Source organism: Tepidisphaeraceae bacterium (assembly GCA_035998445.1).
Lineage (GTDB): Bacteria > Planctomycetota > Phycisphaerae > Tepidisphaerales > Tepidisphaeraceae > DASYHQ01.
Window position 1 is genome coordinate 386886 of record DASYHQ010000018.1, and the last position, 19806, is coordinate 406691.

The following is a 19806-nucleotide window of genomic DNA, read 5'->3' on the forward strand; positions in this document are numbered from 1 at the left end:
ATTCTGCCCGTTCGAAATCACCCTCACCTATCCTCTCCCGGCATACCGGGAGAGGGACCGGAGGAACTCATCTACCACGTTCTTAGCTTGGCCACGACCAACCGCCCCAGTCCCCGTGTTCGTCTCACACGGCAAGCCGATGCATTTCAACGTATCAACTGACCCGGCTGTGACTTATATCCCGCCAGCTGCAGTTCCCGCGCCGCAAAAAATCACAGGACGCGGGTCATTTCATGTTGTATGTTACGGGGGCTTGACAACGTGCCGACCGGATGCCCATGCGACACCGAAAGGGTGGGCGGCCACAACCGTAGGCTCGGTAATTACTTGTGAACGGGCGATGTCACCGTTCGTTGACCCTGTTGGGAAATGCGGCTATATTTGCTTAGCCTGCGCAGTCCTTTTGATTCGGAAAAGCCGAGGTGACGCTTGAGTATGCCAGCGTCACAACGAGGACATTCGGGACCAAACCCTGGCCAAGGGGGCGACTTTAAGGCCGCGGTGATAGGGGCCACGGATATCGTGGAGGTCATTGGTAAGACGGTCGCCCTGAAAAAGCGTGGCCGAAAGTACCTTGGCCTCTGCCCGTTCCACAACGAAAAGACGCCGTCCTTTAACGTCGACTCCGAGCGGCAATACTTTCATTGCTTCGGGTGCAAGGCCGGTGGGAACGTGATCGACTTCGTGATGAAGCGCGACGCGTTACCGTTCGTCGACGCGATGAAACAACTCGGTGAACTGGCCGGGCTGGAGATGCCGAAGTATGGCGTCTCGAAGGAAAAGGCTGGTGAACGCCAGCAACTGTTGGACGCCAACGCGGCCGCAGTGATGTTCTTTGAAAATCAGCTCGCTCATGCCGAACTCGGTCGGCCCGCCCGCGACTACCTCGCGAAGCGCGGCATCAACGACGAGTCGGTCAAGCGCTTCCGCATCGGCGCCGCGATTCCCAGTTGGGACGCGCTGCTGAAGTCGCCCGCGATGCGCAAGTTCCCACCCGGAGTGCTTGCGACCGCAGGGTTGGCCAAGCCGCGCACGAACGGCGAGGGTCACTACGACACGTTCCGCAATCGGTTGATGTTTCCGATTCGCGATGAGAACGGTCGGACGATTGCATTCGGTGGTCGAGTGATGCCGGGTTCGGACGACCCCGCCAAGTACCTGAACAGCCCGGAGACGCCGCTGTTCAGTAAGAGCCGCTCGGTCTTCGGGTTGGATCTGGCCCGCCAGCGAATCGTCGAGACGGGGATGGTCGCCGTCGTCGAAGGGTACACCGATGTGATCATGGCGCACCAGTTCGGGGTGACCAACGTCGTCTCAATCCTGGGCACCGCGATGACCGAGCAGCACGTGACACTGCTCCGACGGTTCGCATCGAAAATCGTGTTGCTGTTCGACGCCGACGCCGCCGGTGACATGGCCGTCAACCGCGCCGTCAGCCTGTTTCTCACGCAACCGATCGACATCTCGATCGCCGCGATGCCGGCAGATGTCGACCCTGACGAGTTTTTGCTGGAACATGGGGCCGAGGCGTTCGAGAAGGTGCTGGCGAACGCTCAGGACGCCCTGACGTTTAAGTGGAAGTTGCTGTCGAAGCAGTTCAACGACACCGGTGACCTCACCGTCCGCCAAAACGCCGTCGGGCAATATCTGGAGGAACTGGCGGCCGCCCGTGGATCGGGCCCGGTTGACGCGATGCGCTGGGGCATGGCGTTGCAGCGTGTGAGCCGGATGACAGATATCTCGGTTGAGGACCTCAACCGACAGTTCAAACCGGCCCGGCCGCAGTTCAATCGCCAACCGGTGCGGAACGCTCCGCCACGGTTCGAGTCGGACGGTCAAAGCCCGGCCGAATCGGACTCCGAGCCGGTCTATAAGGCCCCGGCCGGTCCTAAGACCGCCCGCGACCGCGCCGAGCGTTGGATTCTGGGAATTCTGCTCGCACAGCCAGAACGGTGGCATACTGTTCAGCAGGACGTGCTGGTGGAGGACTTCACCGAGGTCGGCCGACGCAAGCTGGCCCAGCGGTACTGGGACCACCAGCGCGACGAGGGCGAGCCGGTGTTCAGTGAGTTTCTGGGCGAGCTGAAGGACGCCGGGTTGGTGGAGCTGACGATCGACTTGGTAGACGAGGTTGAATCGCTGACCGACATGGACGCGTTGCTGAGCGAGTCGGTCGCGCACCTGAGCGAGTCGCGCCTTCGTCAGGAAGGCCAGAAGTTGATGTCGGCGCTTCGTCGCACGAACGACGAACGCCTGCCGGAGCAGACCGAGGTCGATCTGCTCCGCCAGTTGCAGGAAAAAGCCCGTCGCCCGGACCTGCGGCGAGGCTAGAATTGGGCTAGTCCGTGGATGTTAGTCGACGGTCGTAGACCGGTCGACCTGATGCATCCGTGGTCATGATGGCCTACGGAAGACCGACCACGGATGGATGTACGAAAAACTAAATAGCGTTGCCCGCCCCCGTTACAGGATTCAGGAACGAACCTGAGATCTTGGCCCGGGCGAGAAAATCGAAGCTTGGCCGCGGTTGGCCGAGTGGCTCTTAGGAAGATCATGAAGGATGCTCCCGTTATCGTTGAAACGCCCCTGATTGGCTCAGGGTCGCCCGAGGAAGTCGAGAATCGCGTCAACGCGATCCTCGAGCTGGGGACCTCGCGCGGCTACCTCACCTATGAAGAATTAAACGAACGCCTGCCCGACGAGATCGTCTCGCCCGACAAGCTCGACTCGCTGCTGATGACCATCGATGAGATGAACATCCGCCTGATCGACGAGTCGGACATCGGCGAGTTCGTGAAGGTGCCCAAGCCGCGCAAGAAGAAGGTCGAAGAGGCCGAGATCGAGCCGATCATCGACGACCAGGGTGAAGTCCTGGACATGAACCTCGAGGCCGAGCTGGCCGAGGCAAGCACGAAGCGTATCGACGATCCGGTGCGCATGTACCTGACGCAGATGGGCGAGATCCCCCTGCTGACGCGCCCGGAGGAAATCTACCTCGCCAAGAAGATCGAGATCACGCGCAAGATCTTCCGTTCGAAGGTCTTGGAATCGGATTACTGCCTGCAGAGCGCAGTGGAGATTCTTCAGCAGGTGGACGACGGCAACCTGCCGTTCGACCGCACGATGAAGATCAGCACGGCCGAGGATCAGGCCGACAAGGGCACGATCGGCGAACGCATCCCGATCAACCTCACCAGCGTGCGCAAGATGCTCCAGCGCAACCGCGACGACTGGGAGGCCCTTCGCCAGAGCAAGAGCAAGCAGCAGACCGACGAGCTGATGCTCGCGATCCGCCGCCGGCGCCGCCGCAGCGTGAAGCTGTTGGAAGAGCTGTCGCTGCGGACCAGCAAGGTCACGCCGCTGATGAAGAAGCTGGCGTCGATCAGCACGAAGATGGTCGAGCTCGAGCACCGCATCGCCGAGCTGTCGAAGGTGAAGGACCCCGGCGAGGACCTCGAGGTCTGCCAGGAAGAGTGCAGCGGCCTCGAAGACCTCGTGCTTGAAAAGGCCGGTGACCTGCACAAGCGCGTCGTGCAGATCCGCAAGATCTACTTCAAGTACGAAGACGCCAAGCGCAAGCTGAGCGGCGGCAACCTTCGTCTCGTGGTGTCGATCGCCAAGAAGTACCGCAACCGCGGGCTGTCGTTCCTGGACATCATCCAAGAAGGCAACACGGGCCTGATGCGGGCCGTCGACAAGTACGAGTATCGTCGCGGCTACAAGTTCAGCACGTACGCCACGTGGTGGATTCGCCAGGCGATCACCCGCGCGATCGCCGACCATGCCCGGACCATCCGTATTCCGGTCCACATGATCGAGACGATGAGCAAGCTGCGCAACATCAGCAAGGGCCTGATGCAGGAGCTCGGCCGCGAGCCCACCATCGAGGAGATCGCCAAGCGCGCCAAGATGAGCGTCAGCGAGACGCGCCGCGTTCTGAAGATCAGCCGTCACCCGATCTCGCTCGACCGCCCGGTCGGCGAATCGGAGGACAGCTACTTCGGTGACTTCATCGAGGACGAGAAGGCCGACAACCCGGTCGAGTCGGCCACGCAGGAGATGCTGAAGGACAAGATCGAGCAGGTGCTGAAGACGCTGACCTACCGCGAGCGCGAGATCATCAAGCTCCGCTACGGCATCGGCGACGGCTACACCTACACGCTCGAAGAGGTCGGCCGCATCTTCAAGGTCACCCGCGAGCGCGTACGCCAGGTTGAAGCGAAGGCCATCCGCAAGCTACAGCATCCGGTCCGGGCGCGTAAGCTGGAAGGCTTCCTGCCGGGTGGTGGCGCGGACTAGGTCGTCTCAATTCGTTGATTTCAAACTACCAGATGGCGTGTTCACATTAGTGAGCACGCCATCTGCCATTTCATGCGCACGCCTGATTGCGTGATTTTTGTCAGGGTAACTGAGCACGACTTCATCAGGAGAAATCCTGCGACCGGGTACAGGGTGATGCCTCCCCGTTGTGCCCGTGCCTCCCCTTCACTATCATTTGTCCCCTCAACCATGGGCCTAATCGTACAAAAATTCGGGGGCACGAGCGTCGCGAACGCCGAGCGGATTCACAAGGCCGCCAAGCGGGCCATCGCGACGAAGGAGCGCGGGAATCAGGTGGTCGTCGTCGTCAGCGCGATGGGCGACACGACCGACGACCTGCTTGACCTCGCCAAGCAGGTCTGCTCGTTCGGTGGCTGCGAGACCAACCCGCCCAAGCGCGAGATGGACCAACTGCTCGCCACCGGTGAACAGGTCACCATCGCACTCATGGCCATGGCCATCCACGCGCAGGGGCACGAGGCCATTAGCTTCACCGGCGGGCAGATCGGGCTCGTCACCGACAACGTGTTCTCCAAGGCCCGCATTCAGTCGATCAACAAGCAGCGGATCTTCGAACAGCTAAACCACGGCAAGATCGTCATCGTCGCCGGCTTCCAAGGCATCACCCCGGAAGGCGACTTCACCACGCTCGGCCGCGGGGGCAGCAACGCGACGCTGGTCGCGGTGGGCGCGGTGTTGCAGGCGGACGTGTGCGAGAACTTCACCGACGTCGACGGCATCTACACCGCCGACCCGCGCATCGTGAAGAACGCCCGCAAGATCGACCGCATCAGCTACGACGAGATGCTGGAACTGTCCGGCCTCGGCGCCAGCGTCCTGCAGACGCGGGCGGTGGAGTTTGCCAAGAAGTACAAGGTGCCGCTGCACGTGCGCAACAGCCAGAACGACAACGAGGGCACCTGGATCGTCGCGGAGACACCGAACATGGAACACATCGTCGTATCCGGCGCAGCGCTCAAGAAGGACCTGATCCGCGTGACGATCAAGAGCGTCCCCGACCATCCCGGCGTGGCCGCTCAGATCTTCGGCACGATCGCGACGGCCAACATCGTCGTCGACGACATCATCCAGAACGTGATGGACGACAACACCGCCAACATCTCCTTCACCGTAGAGCACGGCGATTTGCAGGACATCAAGCCGGTCGTCGACAAGCTCGTCGCGCAGCTCGGTGGCGCCACGCGGGCGAACTACCAGGCCGGCCTGGCGAAGGTGAGCGTGGTCGGAGTGGGCATGCGCACGCACACGGGCGTCGCCCAGCGCATGTTCGGCGCGCTGGCCGAGGCGAAGGTGAACATTCAGAACATCACGACCAGCGAGATCAAGATCAGCTGCATCATCTCGATCGAGGACGCGCCCAAGGCCCTGCAGATCGTCCACGAGGCGTTCGAGTTGGGCGCCGCCGCGAAGGTGTAGAGCGAGGTCGGCGTTCGCATGGCACGACCGACACGAGACATCTCCATCCCCGATCTGCTTCGCCGGCGCGGCCGATATCGCAAGTTTGGCTGGGGGGCGCTGATCCTCGTCTTCCTCTCGATCCTGCTCGACCGCTCGGGCACCTTCGGTTACCACGGCGACGACTGGTCCCGTTTCGACAAGCAGAGCGTCCAGGTCGTCCACGTCAGCGATGGCGACTCGATCATCATCACCGATGCCGGCAGCAACAAGCAGACGAAAGTGCGCCTGATCGGCGTCGATACTCCCGAACTTGAGGGTGACCAATACTGGGCCCAACAGGCCCACTCGTACACGCGGGGGCGGCTGGCAAATCGCAGCGTGACGCTAAAGCTCGACGGTACGCAGACCCGCGACCGTTACGACCGCCTGCTGGCCTACGTCTACGTTACCGACAGCGACAACCTGAACCTCGCGCTCGTGCGCGACGGTCAGGCCTACGCCGACCGCCGGCACGACCATTCGATGCGCGCGCAGCTCGAGTCGACCGAAGCGGAAGCGCGCAAGAAGGGCCGCGGACTGTGGAAGGACGTCCGCGACGACCAGCAACCCCAGTGGCGGCAGGATTGGCTGAAACGTCGGCGGTGATGGAACCGAATTGGCTCCGGGTGCGGTCGGACCAGATCACTTTCGGGTGCGCCAGGACCAACAATTTCTCATTCCGATGGGAGGCTGGCCGACCTGAGGGATTTCGACCGACCGGGCGACTCGCGACCATTCGAGATCCCTCAGGTCGCTACCGCTCCCTTCGGGATGACATGCTCTCGCTTACACGCGCGATGCGTTGACAGAATCGCTAACGTGTGACGTGAAGCGGTGTCTGCTGTATCATCAGGGAAAATCGTAATAAAAGGAGATGAATCGAATGTCGCAAGACCCGCAATCTGACCCCACGCCGAACACGACGCCCCCCACGACCACACCGGTCGAACCGGTAAGCTATCAGACCCCCGCGACGGCCGCTGGCGATTACATGGGCCCTACGCCCGACAAGGACGCCAAGATGTGGGGCATGCTCGCTCACGTGTCGGCAATCGTAGCGTACTTGGTCGCGTTCCCGTTGCTGGGGCCGTTGATCGTCTGGTTAGTAAAGAAGAACGAGATGCCGTTCGTCGACGACCAGGGCAAGGAGTCGTTGAACTTCCAGATCACTGTGCTGATTGCCGTCTTGGTGCTCACACCCACTTTCTGCATCTTCATTGGCTTCATCCTCGTGCCGATCGTCCTCATCGCGGCGCTCGTGCTGACGATTATCGCCGCGATGAAGGCCAACGAGGGCATTGCGTACCGCTATCCGTTCACGCTGCGGTTGATCAAGTAGGCGACGCAGGTCGCGCGTCTGTCATCCCGATGGAGTTTTACCGACTGAGGGATCTCCCAGAGCCAGGCAGTTCTCGCCGTTCGAGATCCCTCAGGTCGCCCTAGGCTCCCATCGGGATGACAACGGTGTCGTTGCATAGAAGGCAGGAACAAAAAGGGACGATCACGTTTGACCGTGATCGTCCCTGTTTCGTTTGAAGCGTCGACCGAACCGCGTCTTACCCAGCCTTAGCCGGGTAGTAAGGCTTTGAGTGCAGCCCTGGTGACGACGGGTGCGGGATGGTGGAGGCCTCGGCCCGCGGGTGGGCGGCGTCGTAGGCTTCCTTTAGCCGCTGGGTCGTCAGGTGCGTGTAGATCTGCGTCGTGCTGAGCGACTGGTGGCCCAGCAGTTCCTGAACGCTGCGCAGGTCGGCGCCGTTGTTCAGCAAATGCGTCGCAAAGCTGTGACGCAGCGTGTGCGGGCTGATGCCGGGATCGAGGCCGGCCGACACGAGGTACTTGTCCAGCTTTCGGCGGACGCTGCGCGTGCTGAGCGAGTCGCCGTGCTTGTTCAGGAAGACGCGCTCGCTGCCGTTGGCCTGGCTCTTGCCATCGACGGCCCGCATTTCGAAGTAGCGCTGCATCGCCTTGATCGCTTGGCTGCCGATCGGCGTCAGGCGTTCCTTGCGACCCTTGCCGGTCACGCGGAGCACGCCCTCCTGCAGGTCGATGTCGCTCATCGACAGCTCGACCAGTTCGCTGACGCGAATGCCTGAGCTGTAGAGCACTTCGAGCATCGCCTTGTCACGGCAAGCGAGAATGTCGCCTTCGCCGGGCGCGTCGAGCAGCTTCTGAACCTGTTCGAGGTCCAGGCACTTGGGCAGGCGCTTTTCCTGCTTGGGGGTGCGGATCGTGCTCAGCGGATTGAGGCTGACCAGGCCGCGGCGGATCAGGAACTTGTAGAAGCTGCGCAGCGTCGCGAGCTTGCGCGCCGTCGTGCTCTTCGTGTAGTTCTGCCCGTACAGGTAGGCCAGAAACTCGCGGATCGCGAGCGGCTCGCACTTCAGCTGGCGATCGTCGATCTCCTCGCCACTGGCCACGCGGCCGAGGCTTGCGCCGGCGAGCTGACCGATCTGGCCGGTCAGGAACTGACCGAACTGGAACAGGTCGGCGCCGTAGCTCTTGATCGTGTAATCGCTGAAGTGCTTCTCGAGCTTCAGGAACTGCAGGAACTGCTGCACCAGGGGCGAGAAGGTCTTTTCGGGCGCGTTGGCCGTGTCGCCGGGAATAGAGGTTGCAAATGCGGTATCGGTGTTCATACGTACCGGTCGCGGTATCGAAGCGGTAACCAGAAGAGATTGCCGCACGGCCGGCGAAACCGTGAAGCCCAAGCGCGGCCGATCCTCGTCCGCACGGTCGATCTGAATCGGGGAGATCGCCTGCGTCGTTCGACGTTTGGCCCGGTCACTCTCGTGACGAGGTTCGCGTGAACGCGCCACCGAAATCCCGACGCATCCGACATTCGCAAAGCGACCGAAGCCCGAGGTGCGTTTGATTGCAAGGGTCGTTACCGATCCCGCAACGTCCGCATACGAACTCCGATAAACCTCACGCTGCTTTCTTCGGCAAATAGGCTTTTAATTCTTTGGCCAAATGTTGGCCCAATTGGTGGGACAGGACGGCGGCGTCAAACCAGTCGAACGACAGGTCGCGGCGTTTCACCATGTCGACGAGCGCGTCGAGCACGTGCGATTCCTCGCCGGCCTCGTACTTGAAGCAGAACTGATGCTTACCCTTCACGAGGCTCAACGTCTTCGTTGCCGACATGAACGTAACTCCAAAGGAGGAACTCGGTACCGATGCTTGGTTCGGTCCCCTCGCCCGGTACTCCGGGAGAGGGTTAGGGTGAGGGTGATTTTGAGCTACGCGCGATCTGGCTCTTGCAGGCCTTGGATCGCTTGTGACTCGAAATCACCTTCACCTAGCCTCTCCCGGCGCATGCGGGAGAGGGACCGGAAACTTACTTGCCCATATCCGCTGTCGCCGGCGTTAGCCGTGGCGACTGGATCAATTGCCCGATTAACTCGTGGTAGACGAACCCGCAGTAGCGTTCCATGCTCGCCAGGTACTCTTTGTTGCCCAGCGGCCCGACCGGGTCGTTTCGACCGGCGGCGTAATAGAACAGCCGCTGGCGGACGGACCCGTTGGCGGCGTCGAACATGCCGACGGCCTGCTCGAAGTCCGGCCGTTTCTCCAGCGATTCCAACTCGCCCGGCGTCGCCATGCGCGATAAGGCGTACGGGTCGACCGCGCTGTCGCGCTGGTACGCCCCCGGCTTGATGAACAACTGCAACGACGCGCCCAGCTTCGGCGGGTTGTACGGGTCGTAGATCGTGATCGTCGGGACCATCAAAGCCTCGACGCCCAACAGGTCGCACACTAAGGCCGCCTGCTCGGTCGACTGCACCTTTTCCAACCCCAGGCTCAGGTAAAGCTCGGCCACCCGGTTGACCGGGACCACCGTTACGCCTTCCACCTGCTGCAATTGCTGGTAGAGCAGATCGGCCTGCAATAGAGGGTCGACGCTCGATTGGCCGCTCAGGTTGATCGCCGGCGCCACTGCCCAGGTCACCTTGCGGTTCGGGCCGAGCGACTGCCGCACCTCCGTGCCGTACTTCGGTGGCTTGGCGCAGCCCATCAGGCAGAGCGCCGCGATCAAGATACAAGCGATGCTCCGCATCGATCCGTCCTTACTTCATCCTTGAAGTTGGCTTCCATTAATCCTTCGGCACGTCCGCGACCGCGGGCTTTTGTTGGTCCATCAGGCCGGCGGTCATCGTTTGCCGGGCGTCGGTGCGCGAGGACCAGATGGCCTCCGTGCCGCCGCGGTTGCTGACGAAGTAGACGCGGTTGTCGGTAGCCCAGAACGGTGCCACGCTTACGCCGCTACCGTCGGTCAATCGCTGGCGGTTGGTGCCGTCGGCGTTGATCGTCCAGACGTCCTGTTGCGTCTTGCCCTTGCCCTGCGTCGGGTCGACCACGGTCGCGAACGCCAACTTCTGGCCATCGGGGCTCCAGGTCGGAGCGACGATGGCCGAGTTGGTGCTGGCGACGACCTCGGTGATCCGACGCGCCTCACCATCAATCAGGTCCAGCGTCCACAGGCTGAACCAGCGGCTGCCCCGCTGCCGCGCCCGTTGGAACGCGATGCGGTCCACGCCCTTCTCAGGCGACCACGTGGGAAACAGCCCGTAGCCGATCATCCGCTTTTCGCCCGACTCGAGGTTGGCAACCCACAGCTCCCACTGCTGGCTGCGACCTCCGATCGAACAGTAGACCAACCGGCGCCCGTCGGGGCTGAAGCTGGGTTTAATGTTCTGACCGAACCCGTTGGTGACCTGCACCACGTTTCGGCCATCGACGTCCATCACATATACCTGCCACGACCCCGTCCGGTTCGAACAGAACGCGATTGTCTTGCCATCCGGGCTGAACGCCGGGTAGGCGTCGTCCGCGAGGCCACCGGAGATCTGCGTGACCGACTGGCCGTTGGTGCGCTGCAGGTAGAGCGACGGATGCTCGCTGTGCCGCGTGCTGGCGAAACAGAGCCACTTGCCGGTCGGGTCGACGGCGACGTCGGCGTCGAAGCCTTCGTCGGAAAACGTGTGCTGTTGAAAGCCGTTGTCACCCGCGACGTTGCGCACCGGGCCGGCGCTCGCCTGTCCGCCGAACTCACCGAAGATGTTCGTGGGCTTGGGTGCATTGGCTGACGCGGGCTCGACATCGTCGTAGATGAAGCTGGAGATCGTGACCGGCGACGCGTCCTTCGCCACCGGCGTCGGAGCGTCCGCGACGGGAGCCTTCTTCTTACCCATCATGCCGCACCCTGCGGACACCATGACCGCGGCAAACGCGGTCGCGGAGAGCAGCCGAGGCAGCAAGTTCGATTTCGTCGTCGGTCCCGTCACCATGATCAACCTCCAGGGTCGGCCCACCAAGGGCCCACATCGGATTGATCGGTATAAACGGGCGGCTACCTAAGCCGCGTCCGCTTTGGTTGTCCACAGGTTTATCGGACGTGCGGTGGAGAAAGCTTGAATGGAGGGGAGTAGAGCGGCGCCACGACGGCCATCGACGACACGAACGGAACCGTGGCATGGGCGTCTCGCCCATGCATACGGTTTGGAATAACGATAGCTTTAGTGGCAGATCACTTCGGCCAAGCGGCAGCAACAAAACGAATTCTGCGGCCCGATCAAGTGCATGGGCGAGACGCCCATGCCACGGCTGGAGCAAGCCTCATCACATTGGCGACGGCGGGCCCGCGGGACCCGCGCCCGGGCCTTCGCCTGGACCGCCTGGCCCACCGGGCTGTCCCGGGGGTGGGAACAGGTCAGGGAGGCTGTCGATCACCCATTTGCCGTCCACCTGGCGGAACATCATCGTCTGGCGAAGCGGTTCTGCGACCTTGTCAAAGCGCATCAGCCCCGCCGCCACCGCGGTGCGATCACCACTGGACTCGGTGTCGAAGACGACCAGGTTGTTCGAGTCGATCCCCTGCAGACTGCCGAACCGCTCGTTATTGCGGGCGCTGTTCATCCGGCCGACGAACAGGTCGCGCGATACCTGCGACTTGAATTTCGGGCTGAGCGCGTCGTACGCCTCGTTGGCCCGACCCTCGCGCACCTGATCGCCCAGCTGGCGAATCGCCTGGTTGACCGCCTGCGTGTCGGCCCGCACCTTGCTTGATTCGCTGATCTGCTTGACCGCCACCCATCCACCGATGCCCAGCGCCAGCAACAATCCGATGATCGCCAGTGGGCGGCCCGTCTGCGTCCCGTTGCTCTCCCCGATCTGCCGAATCGCGAAGATCGCGCAGATGACAGCCGCGACCGGGATGAACAGCAGCACCGGGTTCATCAGCGTCAGCCAGCTGCCGACGCCCAGCAACAGCGCGACGATCGACGTGCCGTTGACCGCGACGTAATCCCCACTACCGACACCGGCGGTGGTCGACATCTTGTGCAGCTTCAGTAAGCCTTCGGTGCCCGAGTCCGCGTCCCGTGCTGCCGGCGCGGTCGCGCGGTCGTCCGTGGTGTCCGACGAAGTTTGAACCATTCGATTCCCGCTCAAGTTTTATTGGAACCCTGTCCGATTTGTTCTCTGCGACCGGCGCGGTGCGCCGGCCCTGTCATCTACAGCGTCACTGGACCAATTTGTTGCAGTCCGGAGGGTAAATCTGCCATGACCAAACGTCAACTGATCGACGACATCCGCCGTTATAACACCACTGCCGAACCGCAGTTCCTGCTCCAGTTCGACGAACAGGCGCTCCAGCAGTACCTCACCCACCTGGAGGGCGCCCAGCGCAAGCACCTGCGCATCGTCGGCTGGTCGAAGAAGCAACCGAAGCTGCGGCTGGTGTCGTAGCTTCGCTCACCCTGTCCGTCGTCCGTCGCAAAAAAGAGGCGATACGTTCCGAGAAGCGCAACCCGCGCACCACGGAACGTATCGCCTCTTGCTATTTCACAACGGACGGCTGACAACGGACCTGCGCTTAGCGCACGTTCCAGATGGTCAGCCGGCTCGCGGGGCGCAGCAACAGAATGCTGTCCCAATCGTCGCTGGCCTGCTTGATCTCGTAGTCCCAGTTGCGGGCGATCATCGCGTTGCGCTCGGCCGCGGTGTAGGCCGGCGTGGCGCAGCCCGTGGAAAGACCCGTGAGACCCGCCGCCAGTACCAACAGTGCAAGACGCTTCATGAATCCGCCTCGGTAGGTGTGTTACCCTCTGATGCCAAACGTGCTGGTAACGAATGTAACGTCTGTGACGCGCGGCTGTCAAAGGAACTTCCCCCTTCCGCCAACGCCGATAACCCCAGTTCCCCCAACGCCGCCCGCCATTCCACGTAGCGGTACGGCACGCCCAGCCGCTCGTGCTCTGCCTTCAGCCGGTTGTGGAAGGTCTCGTACTGATCGTTCTGCCATTGGCTGGCCGTCGGATCGCAGAAGAAAATGCGGCAGCCGAACGGTCGCACCGTGTGCACGCTGCACAGCCCCTTCACCTGATACGGGCACCCCGTGCCATCCCACGGCGTAGGCCCGGACCGATCCAGCGACGCCACGAACGCCGCCAGCTCAATCGTGGTGACGTACAACCGATGCCCGTACGCCTCGAACCGGCAGCACTTCCCACTGGCCGAGCAGATCGGTTTGCGGGCGTCGATCTCGCCCTGCAGGTCCGCGTACACCTGCCCGACCACCGCCCCCACTTCGGGGCGACGCGAGGCTGTCGAAACAATTTCCGCCAGTTCCATCCGTCTACTTTACCCCGTTCGATTGCAAACCGAAGCCACTTGCTCAAAATAGCCCGGCCATTTGGGTAGGTTTTTCATTCAACCACGATTCGGACAATACATTCATGCGCAAACTGCTGGTCGCTAACCGCAGCGAAATCGCGATTCGCGTCTTCCGTGCCGCCACTGAGCTGGGCCTTGAGACGGTGGCCGTCTACACGTACGAGGACCGCTTTGCCCTGCATCGCTTCAAGAGCGACGAGAGCTATCTGATCGGTCCCGCCGAGGGTGGCTCGCCGGTGAAGGGCTACCTCGACGTGGAGGCGATCATTGCCGTCGCCAAGGCGCACGGCGTGGACGCGATTCACCCCGGGTACGGTTTCCTGTCCGAAAACGCCCACCTCGCCCGGGCCTGCCGCGACAACGGTATCACGTTCGTCGGCCCCCGCGCCGAGATGCTCGAAACCTTCGGTGACAAGACCGCGGCCAAGAAGCTGGCGGTGCAGACGAAGGTACCGACCGTCCCCGGCACGGAAGATGCCCTTTCCGACCCTGCCGAGGTGAAGGCGGCCGCCAAGAAGATCGGCTTCCCGCTCATCATCAAGGCCAGCTTTGGCGGTGGTGGCCGCGGCATGCGCGTCGTGAAGAACGCCGACGAGCTGCTGCCGCGCCTGGAAGAGGCCCAGCGAGAAGCCGGAGCCGCCTTCGGTCGGGCCGAGGTCTTCCTCGAACGCTACATCGGCCGGGCCAAGCACATCGAGGTGCAGATCCTCGGTGACACGCACGGCAACCTCGTTCACCTGTGGGAGCGCGACTGCTCCGTCCAACGCCGTCACCAGAAGGTCGTCGAGATCGCCCCAAGCGTCGATCTACCGCTGAAGCTACGCGTCGACATCTGCGAGGCCGCCAAGCGCCTGACGAAGGCCGCCAACTACGTGAACGCCGGCACGGTGGAATTCCTGGTCGACATGGACACGCAGGCGTTCTACTTCATCGAAGTGAACCCGCGCGTTCAGGTCGAGCACACCGTGACGGAAGTCGTCACCGGCATCGACATCGTCAAGAGCCAGATCCTGATCGCGCAAGGCTACAAGCTGCACGAAGACCCGATCAACATCCCGCAGCAGGACAAGGTCGCCACGCGCGGCTACGCCGTGCAGGCCCGCATCACCACCGAAGATCCGACCAACAACTTCATCCCCGATTACGGCCGGCTCACCACCTACCGCAGCGCCGCGGGCTTTGGCGTGCGGTTGGACGGCGGCAGCGCCTTCAGTGGCGCGGTCATCACGCCCTACTTCGACTCGCTGCTCGTGAAGGTGACGGCCAGCGGCAGCACGTTTAAGGAATCGGTCGCTCGGCTGGACCGCGCGCTGCGCGAGTTCCGCATAAGGGGCATCAAGACGAACATCCCGTTCCTCGAAAACCTCATTCAGCACAAGAGCTTCGTCAACGGCGACGCCACGACGACGTTCATCGACACCACGCCCGAGCTGTTCAAGATCGCCCCCCGCCGCGACCGCGCGACGAAGATCCTGAGCTACCTGGGCGACGTGATCATCAACGGCCGCCCGGAGGTGAAGGGCAAGGTCGACAAAAAGCGCGAGCTGCCCGAACCGTTCATCCCGAAGTTTGACACGACCGCCGCCCCACCGCCCGGCCTGCGCAACAAGTTGTTGGAACTGGGGCCCGAAGAGTTCGCCAAGTACATCCGCAAGCAGAAGAAGCTGCTGTTCACCGATACCACGATGCGTGACGCGCATCAGTCGCTGCTGGCGACGCGCGTGCGCACGTTCGACCTGCTGAAGATCGCCGACGCGGTGGCGCACCTCACGCCGAATTTGTTCAGCCTGGAAATGTGGGGCGGCGCCACGTTCGACACGTCGATGCGCTTTCTGCAGGAAGACCCGTGGGACCGCCTGGATCAGCTGCGCGCCCGCATCCCGAACATCCCGTTCCAGATGCTCTTCCGCGGCAGCAGCGCGCTGGGGTACAGCAACTATCCCGACAACGTCGTGCGGCAGCTGGTGATCGAGAGCGCCGCCCACGGCATGGACATCTTCCGCATCTTCGACTCGCTCAACTGGACCGAGAACATGAAGGTGGCGATCGAGACGGTGCGCAACAAGACCGACTCGGTCTGCGAGGCGGCCGTCTGCTACACGGGTGACATCCTCGACCCGCGGCGCACGAAGTACGCCTTGAACTACTACGTGAAGATGGCCAAGGAACTGGTGCGGATGGGCACGCACATCCTCGCCATCAAGGACATGGCCGGCCTGTGCAAGCCGTACGCCGCCTACGCGCTGGTGAAAGCGCTGCGCGACGAGATCGACGTGCCGATCCACTTCCACACGCACGACACCAGCGGCATTAACGCCGGCAGCATCCTGCGTGCCGCCGACGCCGGTGTCGACATCGCCGACGCCGCTTTGGCCAGCATGAGCGGCATGACGAGCCAACCCAACCTGAACAGCCTGGTGGCGGCGCTACGGCACACGCCGCGCGACAGTGGGCTGGACCTGGACGCGTTAAACGGTTTGTCGAACTACTGGTCGGACGTGCGCGAGGCCTACTACCCGTTCGAAGAGGGCATGAAGGCCGGCACCGCCGAGGTGTACCAGCACGAAATGCCGGGCGGCCAGTACACCAATCTGCGCCAGCAGGCCAAGAGCCTGCACCTGGGCGACCGCTGGCCGGAAATCGCGCAGGCCTACGCCACCGTGAACGAAATGCTCGGCGACATCGTGAAGGTGACGCCCAGCAGCAAGGTGGTCGGCGATTTGGCGCTGTTCATGGTCACCAACAACCTGACCGCCATGGACATCCTGGCGCCCAAGGGCAAGCTGAACTTCCCCAAGAGCGTCGTCGAGATGCTTCAGGGCAACCTCGGTCAGCCGCCTGGTGGCTGGCCGAAGGTGTTGCAGAAGATCATCCTCGACAGCGCCGGTGAAAAGCCCTACACCCACCGCCCCGGCAGCAAGCTGCCGAAGGTGGAGTTCGACGAGGTGAAGAAGGAACTAACCGGCAAGATCGCCCGCGAGCCGAGCGATACCGACGTGATGTCCTACCTGATGTATCCGCAGGTCTACCTGGACTACGACAAGCACCTGAAGACCTACGACAACACGAGCGTCATCCCCACGCCCGCCTACTGGTATGGTCTGCAGGCGGGTGAGGAAATCAGCGTGGAGATCGAACCCGGCAAGACGCTGCTCGTGAAGTACCTCACCACCGGTGACCCCCGCGAGGACGGCACGCGCACGGTCTTTTTCGAGCTGAACGGCCAACCCCGCGAGGTGGCCGTGCCCGACCGGTCGCTCGAGGGTAAGCTCAATAAGAATCCCAAGGCCGACGCGGACGACCCCGACCAGATCGGCGCGCCGATGCCCGGCAAGGTATCGAGCGTGGCCGTGAAGAAGGGCCAGGCCGTCAAGAGCGGCGAGCGTCTGCTCAGCATCGAAGCGATGAAGATGGAGACCGCCGTCTACGCCCCCCGCGATGCCACGGTCGCCGACGTCGCCGTAAAGGCCGGCACGATCGTGAGCGCGGGCGATCTGCTGGTGTTGCTGGAAGGGTAAATCTGCTCCGGCCCCTCTCCCGCATGCGCGGGGGAGGCTGGGTGGGGGTCGAAGGGAATGACCAATGACCAAATCCGAATGACCAATTAGACCCCAATAACCAAGCACCAATGATCCTGCTGTTGGTCATTGGTGCTTGGTCATTCATTGGTCATTCGGGTTTGGTCATTGGTCATTTGACCTCCCCCTCACCTTACCTCTCCCAGCGTACCGGGAGAGGGACCGGATCATCAGCCGACGTCGCCGCCATCGTTCCCATGCCCCCTGCGTTCCACCTCCAATCCCTGCGCCCCGCGATCCGGCCGTTCCGGCTCTACTGGTTCTCGCGCCTGCGCAGCACGAACGACCACGCGATCGCGTTACGCCATCGTGGTGACCTGTTCGCCCCCGCAATCGTGCTGACGAGCCACCAGACCGCCGGCCGCGGGCGTGGGAGCCATACGTGGTGGTCGGGTGATGGGTCGCTCACCGTCACCTTCGCGATCCCGATCGAGGAAGGGGTCGCGGCGCACCAGTTGCCGCTAGTAGCAGGTGTGGCGGTGCGCGAGGCAGTATCGGAAATCGTGGGCAGCGACGACCTCGTCCGGCTGAAATGGCCCAACGACCTGCTGGCCGACGGCCGCAAGCTTGCGGGCTTGCTCTGCGAACGGTCGCACAAGGTCGATTTGATCGGCTTGGGCCTGAACGTGAACGTATCGCGCTCGCAGGTCCCCCGACCGCTGCGCGATCGGGTGACGTCGCTCTCGCAACTGACCCACCGGCCGCTTTCGATGAACGACGTGCTGGCGACGATCGCGCGCCACCTGCACGCCTCGCTCGCCTTCCGCCGCGAGCAATCGTTCGCCGCCCTGCTTCGCCGCTACGACGCCCACCACGCCCTGCTGCACCGCCGCGTGAAAATCACCGCCGTCGCCGAGCCGGCCATCATCGGTTTGTGCGAAGGACTGGATTCCATGGGCCGCCTGCTCGTTCGCGACGGCACCCAGGTGCACCGCATCATCGCCGGCCATGTCGAAGCGATCGGCGAGTGATCTCGATCCATCTTCTGATGCACAGGCATTCCTGCCCGTCTCTCTTCCTCTCCCCCCGTACTCTCCGAAGGAAATCCGAGTTCCGATGCCAGAGCGCTGACCAAGCATCAACTCCCGATCCGAAGACGATTTCTTGTCTCTGTGTCTTCCTTGTGTTCTCCGTGCCCTCTGTGGTTCAGCCTCTTCTTCCCGGCCCGTCGCAGCGGGCTACGAGCTAGCGGACCTATCGATTTTCCAATGCGGCCCGACTCTTGCCCTGCCATGAGAGGATTTCACTGGTAGCATCCTCCCCGCGCACCTATGATATACGCCCGCCACAGCCTGACGATCGGCGGAGAGACGGACACCGAAGATGACTCCACAACCCCCGCCAGGACAAGGTCCGATTGACCCGCGTGGCGCGTTCTCGCCACCGCCACCGCCACCCGGGCAGGCGTCGATGCAACAGGGACCACCCGCTTCCCCACCGGGCGGCTTCATGCCACCGCAGGCGCCTCCGCCGCAGTACTTTGGCCAACCGGGCATGATGTTGCCACCGATGGGCCCGCCACCGAAGGCCAAGCGCGGGTGGTCGTGGGGGCAGGTGATCGTGACGTCGGTCGCGACGATCATCTTCCTGGGGTCGCTCGGGTTAAACTTGCTGCTGCTGGTGGCGGTCGGCATGCAGGGAGGCAACGAGAAGGTCCGCCAAGAGGTCGTGCTGGAAGGGGCGCAGGCGGAGAAGATCGGTGTGATCGGCGTGCGCGGCGTGATCACGGCGGCGTCGTTCAACAAGTTCGACCGGCTGCTGCGCGAGGTTGAGAAGGACAAGTCACTCAAGGCGCTCGTCATCGACATCGACACGCCAGGTGGCGCGGTCACCGCGTCGGACCAGATCTACCAGCGCATCCTCCGCTTCAAGAGCGACATGGAAGCGGCCGGCCGGTCGGTGCCGGTCGTCGCCAGCATTGGCAGCATCGGCACCAGCGGCGGGTACTACGTGGCCTGCGCCACCGATCATATCTTCGCCGAGCGCACGGCGCTCACGGGCAACATCGGCGTGCTGCTGCCGCGATTCAACGTGCACAAGCTGGCCGAGAAGTACGGGATCGAGGAGACGACGATCGTCTCCAACGGCGCGCCGTTCAAGAACGCCGGCTCGATGTTCACGCCCGAGCGGCCCGCGGAAACGGCGTACATACAGAAGATCGCCGACGACGCGTTCACCGCGTTCAAAGACGTGGTACGGCAGGCCCGGCAGACGAAGCTGAAGGCGCCGCTGACCGAGGTCGCCGATGGCCGGGCGTTCTTCGCGCCCGACGCGGTGACGGTCGGCCTGATCGACGCCACCGGCACCGCCGCCGACGCCTATGCCTACGCCGCGGCGCAGGCGCAGCTGTCAAAGCCGCACGTCGTGCGGTACGACGATCCACCGTCGCTGCTGGGCGCGCTGTCGGGTGAGGGTGAAGCGATGGGCGGCACGTCGATCCAGTTCGACGGCAAGGCCGTGCGCGTCAACGCCGGCGAGATCACCGACCTGCTGACGCCGCGGTTGATGTACCTGTGGCGCGGCGACTAACGATGGCCGCTTTCCCCAAGGGCCCACCAGGCAGGGGCGGGCCCACCGTGCCCGCTCTCTTCGCCCGGCGAATGATGGAGGGCCGACACAGGCGGCCTGCCCCTGCGGATTGCTGAATCGAATTGTCAGGCAAAACCTTGAAGCGGATGATGTCGACCTGCTGGCGACGCGGGCAGTTTGAAATCACCCTCACCTAACCTCTCCCGTAGCATGCGGGAGAGGGACCAGAGCAGAGGCGGCCGTTGTA

General features: G+C 63.0%; 16 protein-coding genes. 9 read left to right on the forward strand and 7 right to left on the reverse strand.

The window, feature by feature from the left end; all coding sequences use genetic code 11:
* The first annotated feature begins 501 nt into the window (after positions 1 to 501).
* The 5 genes from dnaG to VGN72_08380 all read left to right on the forward strand — a co-directional run bounded on the left by dnaG (position 502) and on the right by VGN72_08380 (position 7117).
* Complete coding sequence (gene dnaG / locus VGN72_08360; protein HEV7299362.1) at positions 502 to 2331, forward strand: DNA primase; 1830 nt, start codon at positions 502 to 504, stop codon at positions 2329 to 2331.
* Between the two features lie 222 nt (positions 2332 to 2553).
* A complete protein-coding gene (gene rpoD, locus VGN72_08365) occupies positions 2554 to 4299 on the forward strand; it encodes an RNA polymerase sigma factor RpoD (GenBank protein ID HEV7299363.1) in 1746 nt (581 codons plus the stop codon).
* Between the two features lie 210 nt (positions 4300 to 4509).
* Entirely contained in the window at positions 4510 to 5757 is a 1248-nt protein-coding gene (locus VGN72_08370) for an aspartate kinase (GenBank protein ID HEV7299364.1), read from the forward strand.
* 18 nt (positions 5758 to 5775) lie between these two features.
* Entirely contained in the window at positions 5776 to 6384 is a 609-nt protein-coding gene (locus tag VGN72_08375) for a thermonuclease family protein (protein ID HEV7299365.1), read from the forward strand.
* A 277-nt stretch (positions 6385 to 6661) separates the two neighbouring features.
* On the forward strand, positions 6662 to 7117 hold the full coding sequence (locus tag VGN72_08380; GenBank protein HEV7299366.1) for a DUF4870 domain-containing protein: 456 nt from the start codon (positions 6662 to 6664) through the stop codon (positions 7115 to 7117).
* Between the two features lie 217 nt (positions 7118 to 7334).
* On the opposite strand, the gene xerC is transcribed toward VGN72_08380, so the two are convergent.
* The 5 genes from xerC to VGN72_08405 form a co-directional block, all read right to left on the reverse strand.
* Entirely contained in the window at positions 7335 to 8414 is a 1080-nt protein-coding gene (xerC, locus tag VGN72_08385; protein HEV7299367.1) for a tyrosine recombinase XerC, read from the reverse strand.
* Positions 8415 to 8703: 289 nt separating this feature from the next.
* On the reverse strand, positions 8704 to 8922 hold the full coding sequence (locus VGN72_08390) for a hypothetical protein (protein HEV7299368.1): 219 nt from the start codon (positions 8920 to 8922) through the stop codon (positions 8704 to 8706).
* A gap of 193 nt (positions 8923 to 9115) precedes the next feature.
* The gene (locus VGN72_08395) at positions 9116 to 9835 is read right to left on the reverse strand and encodes a hypothetical protein (GenBank protein ID HEV7299369.1); all 720 of its coding nucleotides are present in this window, start codon (positions 9833 to 9835) and stop codon (positions 9116 to 9118) included.
* A 37-nt stretch (positions 9836 to 9872) separates the two neighbouring features.
* Positions 9873 to 11066, reverse strand: coding sequence for a hypothetical protein (locus VGN72_08400; GenBank protein HEV7299370.1), 1194 nt, complete (start codon positions 11064 to 11066; stop codon positions 9873 to 9875).
* A 331-nt stretch (positions 11067 to 11397) separates the two neighbouring features.
* Complete coding sequence (locus VGN72_08405; GenBank protein ID HEV7299371.1) at positions 11398 to 12213, reverse strand: hypothetical protein; 816 nt, start codon at positions 12211 to 12213, stop codon at positions 11398 to 11400.
* A gap of 126 nt (positions 12214 to 12339) precedes the next feature.
* Here VGN72_08405 and VGN72_08410 point away from each other — a divergent pair, with 126 nt between their 5' ends.
* Complete coding sequence (locus VGN72_08410; protein ID HEV7299372.1) at positions 12340 to 12525, forward strand: hypothetical protein; 186 nt, start codon at positions 12340 to 12342, stop codon at positions 12523 to 12525.
* A 127-nt stretch (positions 12526 to 12652) separates the two neighbouring features.
* Here the strand turns inward: VGN72_08410 and VGN72_08415 are convergent, their stop codons facing one another.
* Both VGN72_08415 and VGN72_08420 read right to left on the reverse strand, forming a co-directional pair.
* Positions 12653 to 12856 (reverse strand): hypothetical protein, encoded by a 204-nt coding sequence (locus tag VGN72_08415; protein HEV7299373.1) that lies wholly within the window; start codon positions 12854 to 12856, stop codon positions 12653 to 12655.
* Positions 12853 to 13410, reverse strand: a complete 558-nt coding sequence (locus VGN72_08420; GenBank protein ID HEV7299374.1) for a hypothetical protein — start codon at positions 13408 to 13410, stop codon at positions 12853 to 12855. Before VGN72_08420 ends, VGN72_08415 begins: the two co-directional genes overlap by 4 nt.
* A 104-nt stretch (positions 13411 to 13514) precedes the next feature.
* Here VGN72_08420 and VGN72_08425 point away from each other — a divergent pair, with 104 nt between their 5' ends.
* The 3 genes from VGN72_08425 to sppA all read left to right on the forward strand — a co-directional run bounded on the left by VGN72_08425 (position 13515) and on the right by sppA (position 19559).
* Positions 13515 to 16970: a pyruvate carboxylase gene (locus VGN72_08425; protein HEV7299375.1), complete on the forward strand. Its 3456-nt coding sequence runs from the start codon at positions 13515 to 13517 to the stop codon at positions 16968 to 16970.
* A gap of 257 nt (positions 16971 to 17227) precedes the next feature.
* Complete coding sequence (locus VGN72_08430; protein ID HEV7299376.1) at positions 17228 to 18001, forward strand: biotin--[acetyl-CoA-carboxylase] ligase; 774 nt, start codon at positions 17228 to 17230, stop codon at positions 17999 to 18001.
* A gap of 352 nt (positions 18002 to 18353) precedes the next feature.
* Complete coding sequence (sppA, locus tag VGN72_08435; GenBank protein ID HEV7299377.1) at positions 18354 to 19559, forward strand: signal peptide peptidase SppA; 1206 nt, start codon at positions 18354 to 18356, stop codon at positions 19557 to 19559.
* Positions 19560 to 19806: the final 247 nt, after the last annotated feature.

What these genes read in the sequence shown, in the direction of transcription:
- rpoD (HEV7299363.1), top strand. Translation starts at nt 2,554, where the DNA reads ATGAAGGATGCTCCCGTTATCGTTGAAACGCCCCTGATTGGCTCAGGG.
- VGN72_08370 (HEV7299364.1), top strand. Translation starts at nt 4,510, where the DNA reads ATGGGCCTAATCGTACAAAAATTCGGGGGCACGAGCGTCGCGAACGCC.
- VGN72_08375 (HEV7299365.1), top strand. Translation starts at nt 5,776, where the DNA reads ATGGCACGACCGACACGAGACATCTCCATCCCCGATCTGCTTCGCCGG.
- VGN72_08380 (HEV7299366.1), top strand. Translation starts at nt 6,662, where the DNA reads ATGTCGCAAGACCCGCAATCTGACCCCACGCCGAACACGACGCCCCCC.
- xerC (HEV7299367.1), bottom strand. Translation starts at nt 8,414, where the DNA reads ATGAACACCGATACCGCATTTGCAACCTCTATTCCCGGCGACACGGCC.
- VGN72_08390 (HEV7299368.1), bottom strand. Translation starts at nt 8,922, where the DNA reads ATGTCGGCAACGAAGACGTTGAGCCTCGTGAAGGGTAAGCATCAGTTC.
- VGN72_08395 (HEV7299369.1), bottom strand. Translation starts at nt 9,835, where the DNA reads ATGCGGAGCATCGCTTGTATCTTGATCGCGGCGCTCTGCCTGATGGGC.
- VGN72_08400 (HEV7299370.1), bottom strand. Translation starts at nt 11,066, where the DNA reads ATGGTGACGGGACCGACGACGAAATCGAACTTGCTGCCTCGGCTGCTC.
- VGN72_08405 (HEV7299371.1), bottom strand. Translation starts at nt 12,213, where the DNA reads ATGGTTCAAACTTCGTCGGACACCACGGACGACCGCGCGACCGCGCCG.
- VGN72_08410 (HEV7299372.1), top strand. Translation starts at nt 12,340, where the DNA reads ATGACCAAACGTCAACTGATCGACGACATCCGCCGTTATAACACCACT.
- VGN72_08415 (HEV7299373.1), bottom strand. Translation starts at nt 12,856, where the DNA reads ATGAAGCGTCTTGCACTGTTGGTACTGGCGGCGGGTCTCACGGGTCTT.
- VGN72_08420 (HEV7299374.1), bottom strand. Translation starts at nt 13,410, where the DNA reads ATGGAACTGGCGGAAATTGTTTCGACAGCCTCGCGTCGCCCCGAAGTG.
- VGN72_08425 (HEV7299375.1), top strand. Translation starts at nt 13,515, where the DNA reads ATGCGCAAACTGCTGGTCGCTAACCGCAGCGAAATCGCGATTCGCGTC.
- VGN72_08430 (HEV7299376.1), top strand. Translation starts at nt 17,228, where the DNA reads ATGCCCCCTGCGTTCCACCTCCAATCCCTGCGCCCCGCGATCCGGCCG.
- sppA (HEV7299377.1), top strand. Translation starts at nt 18,354, where the DNA reads ATGACTCCACAACCCCCGCCAGGACAAGGTCCGATTGACCCGCGTGGC.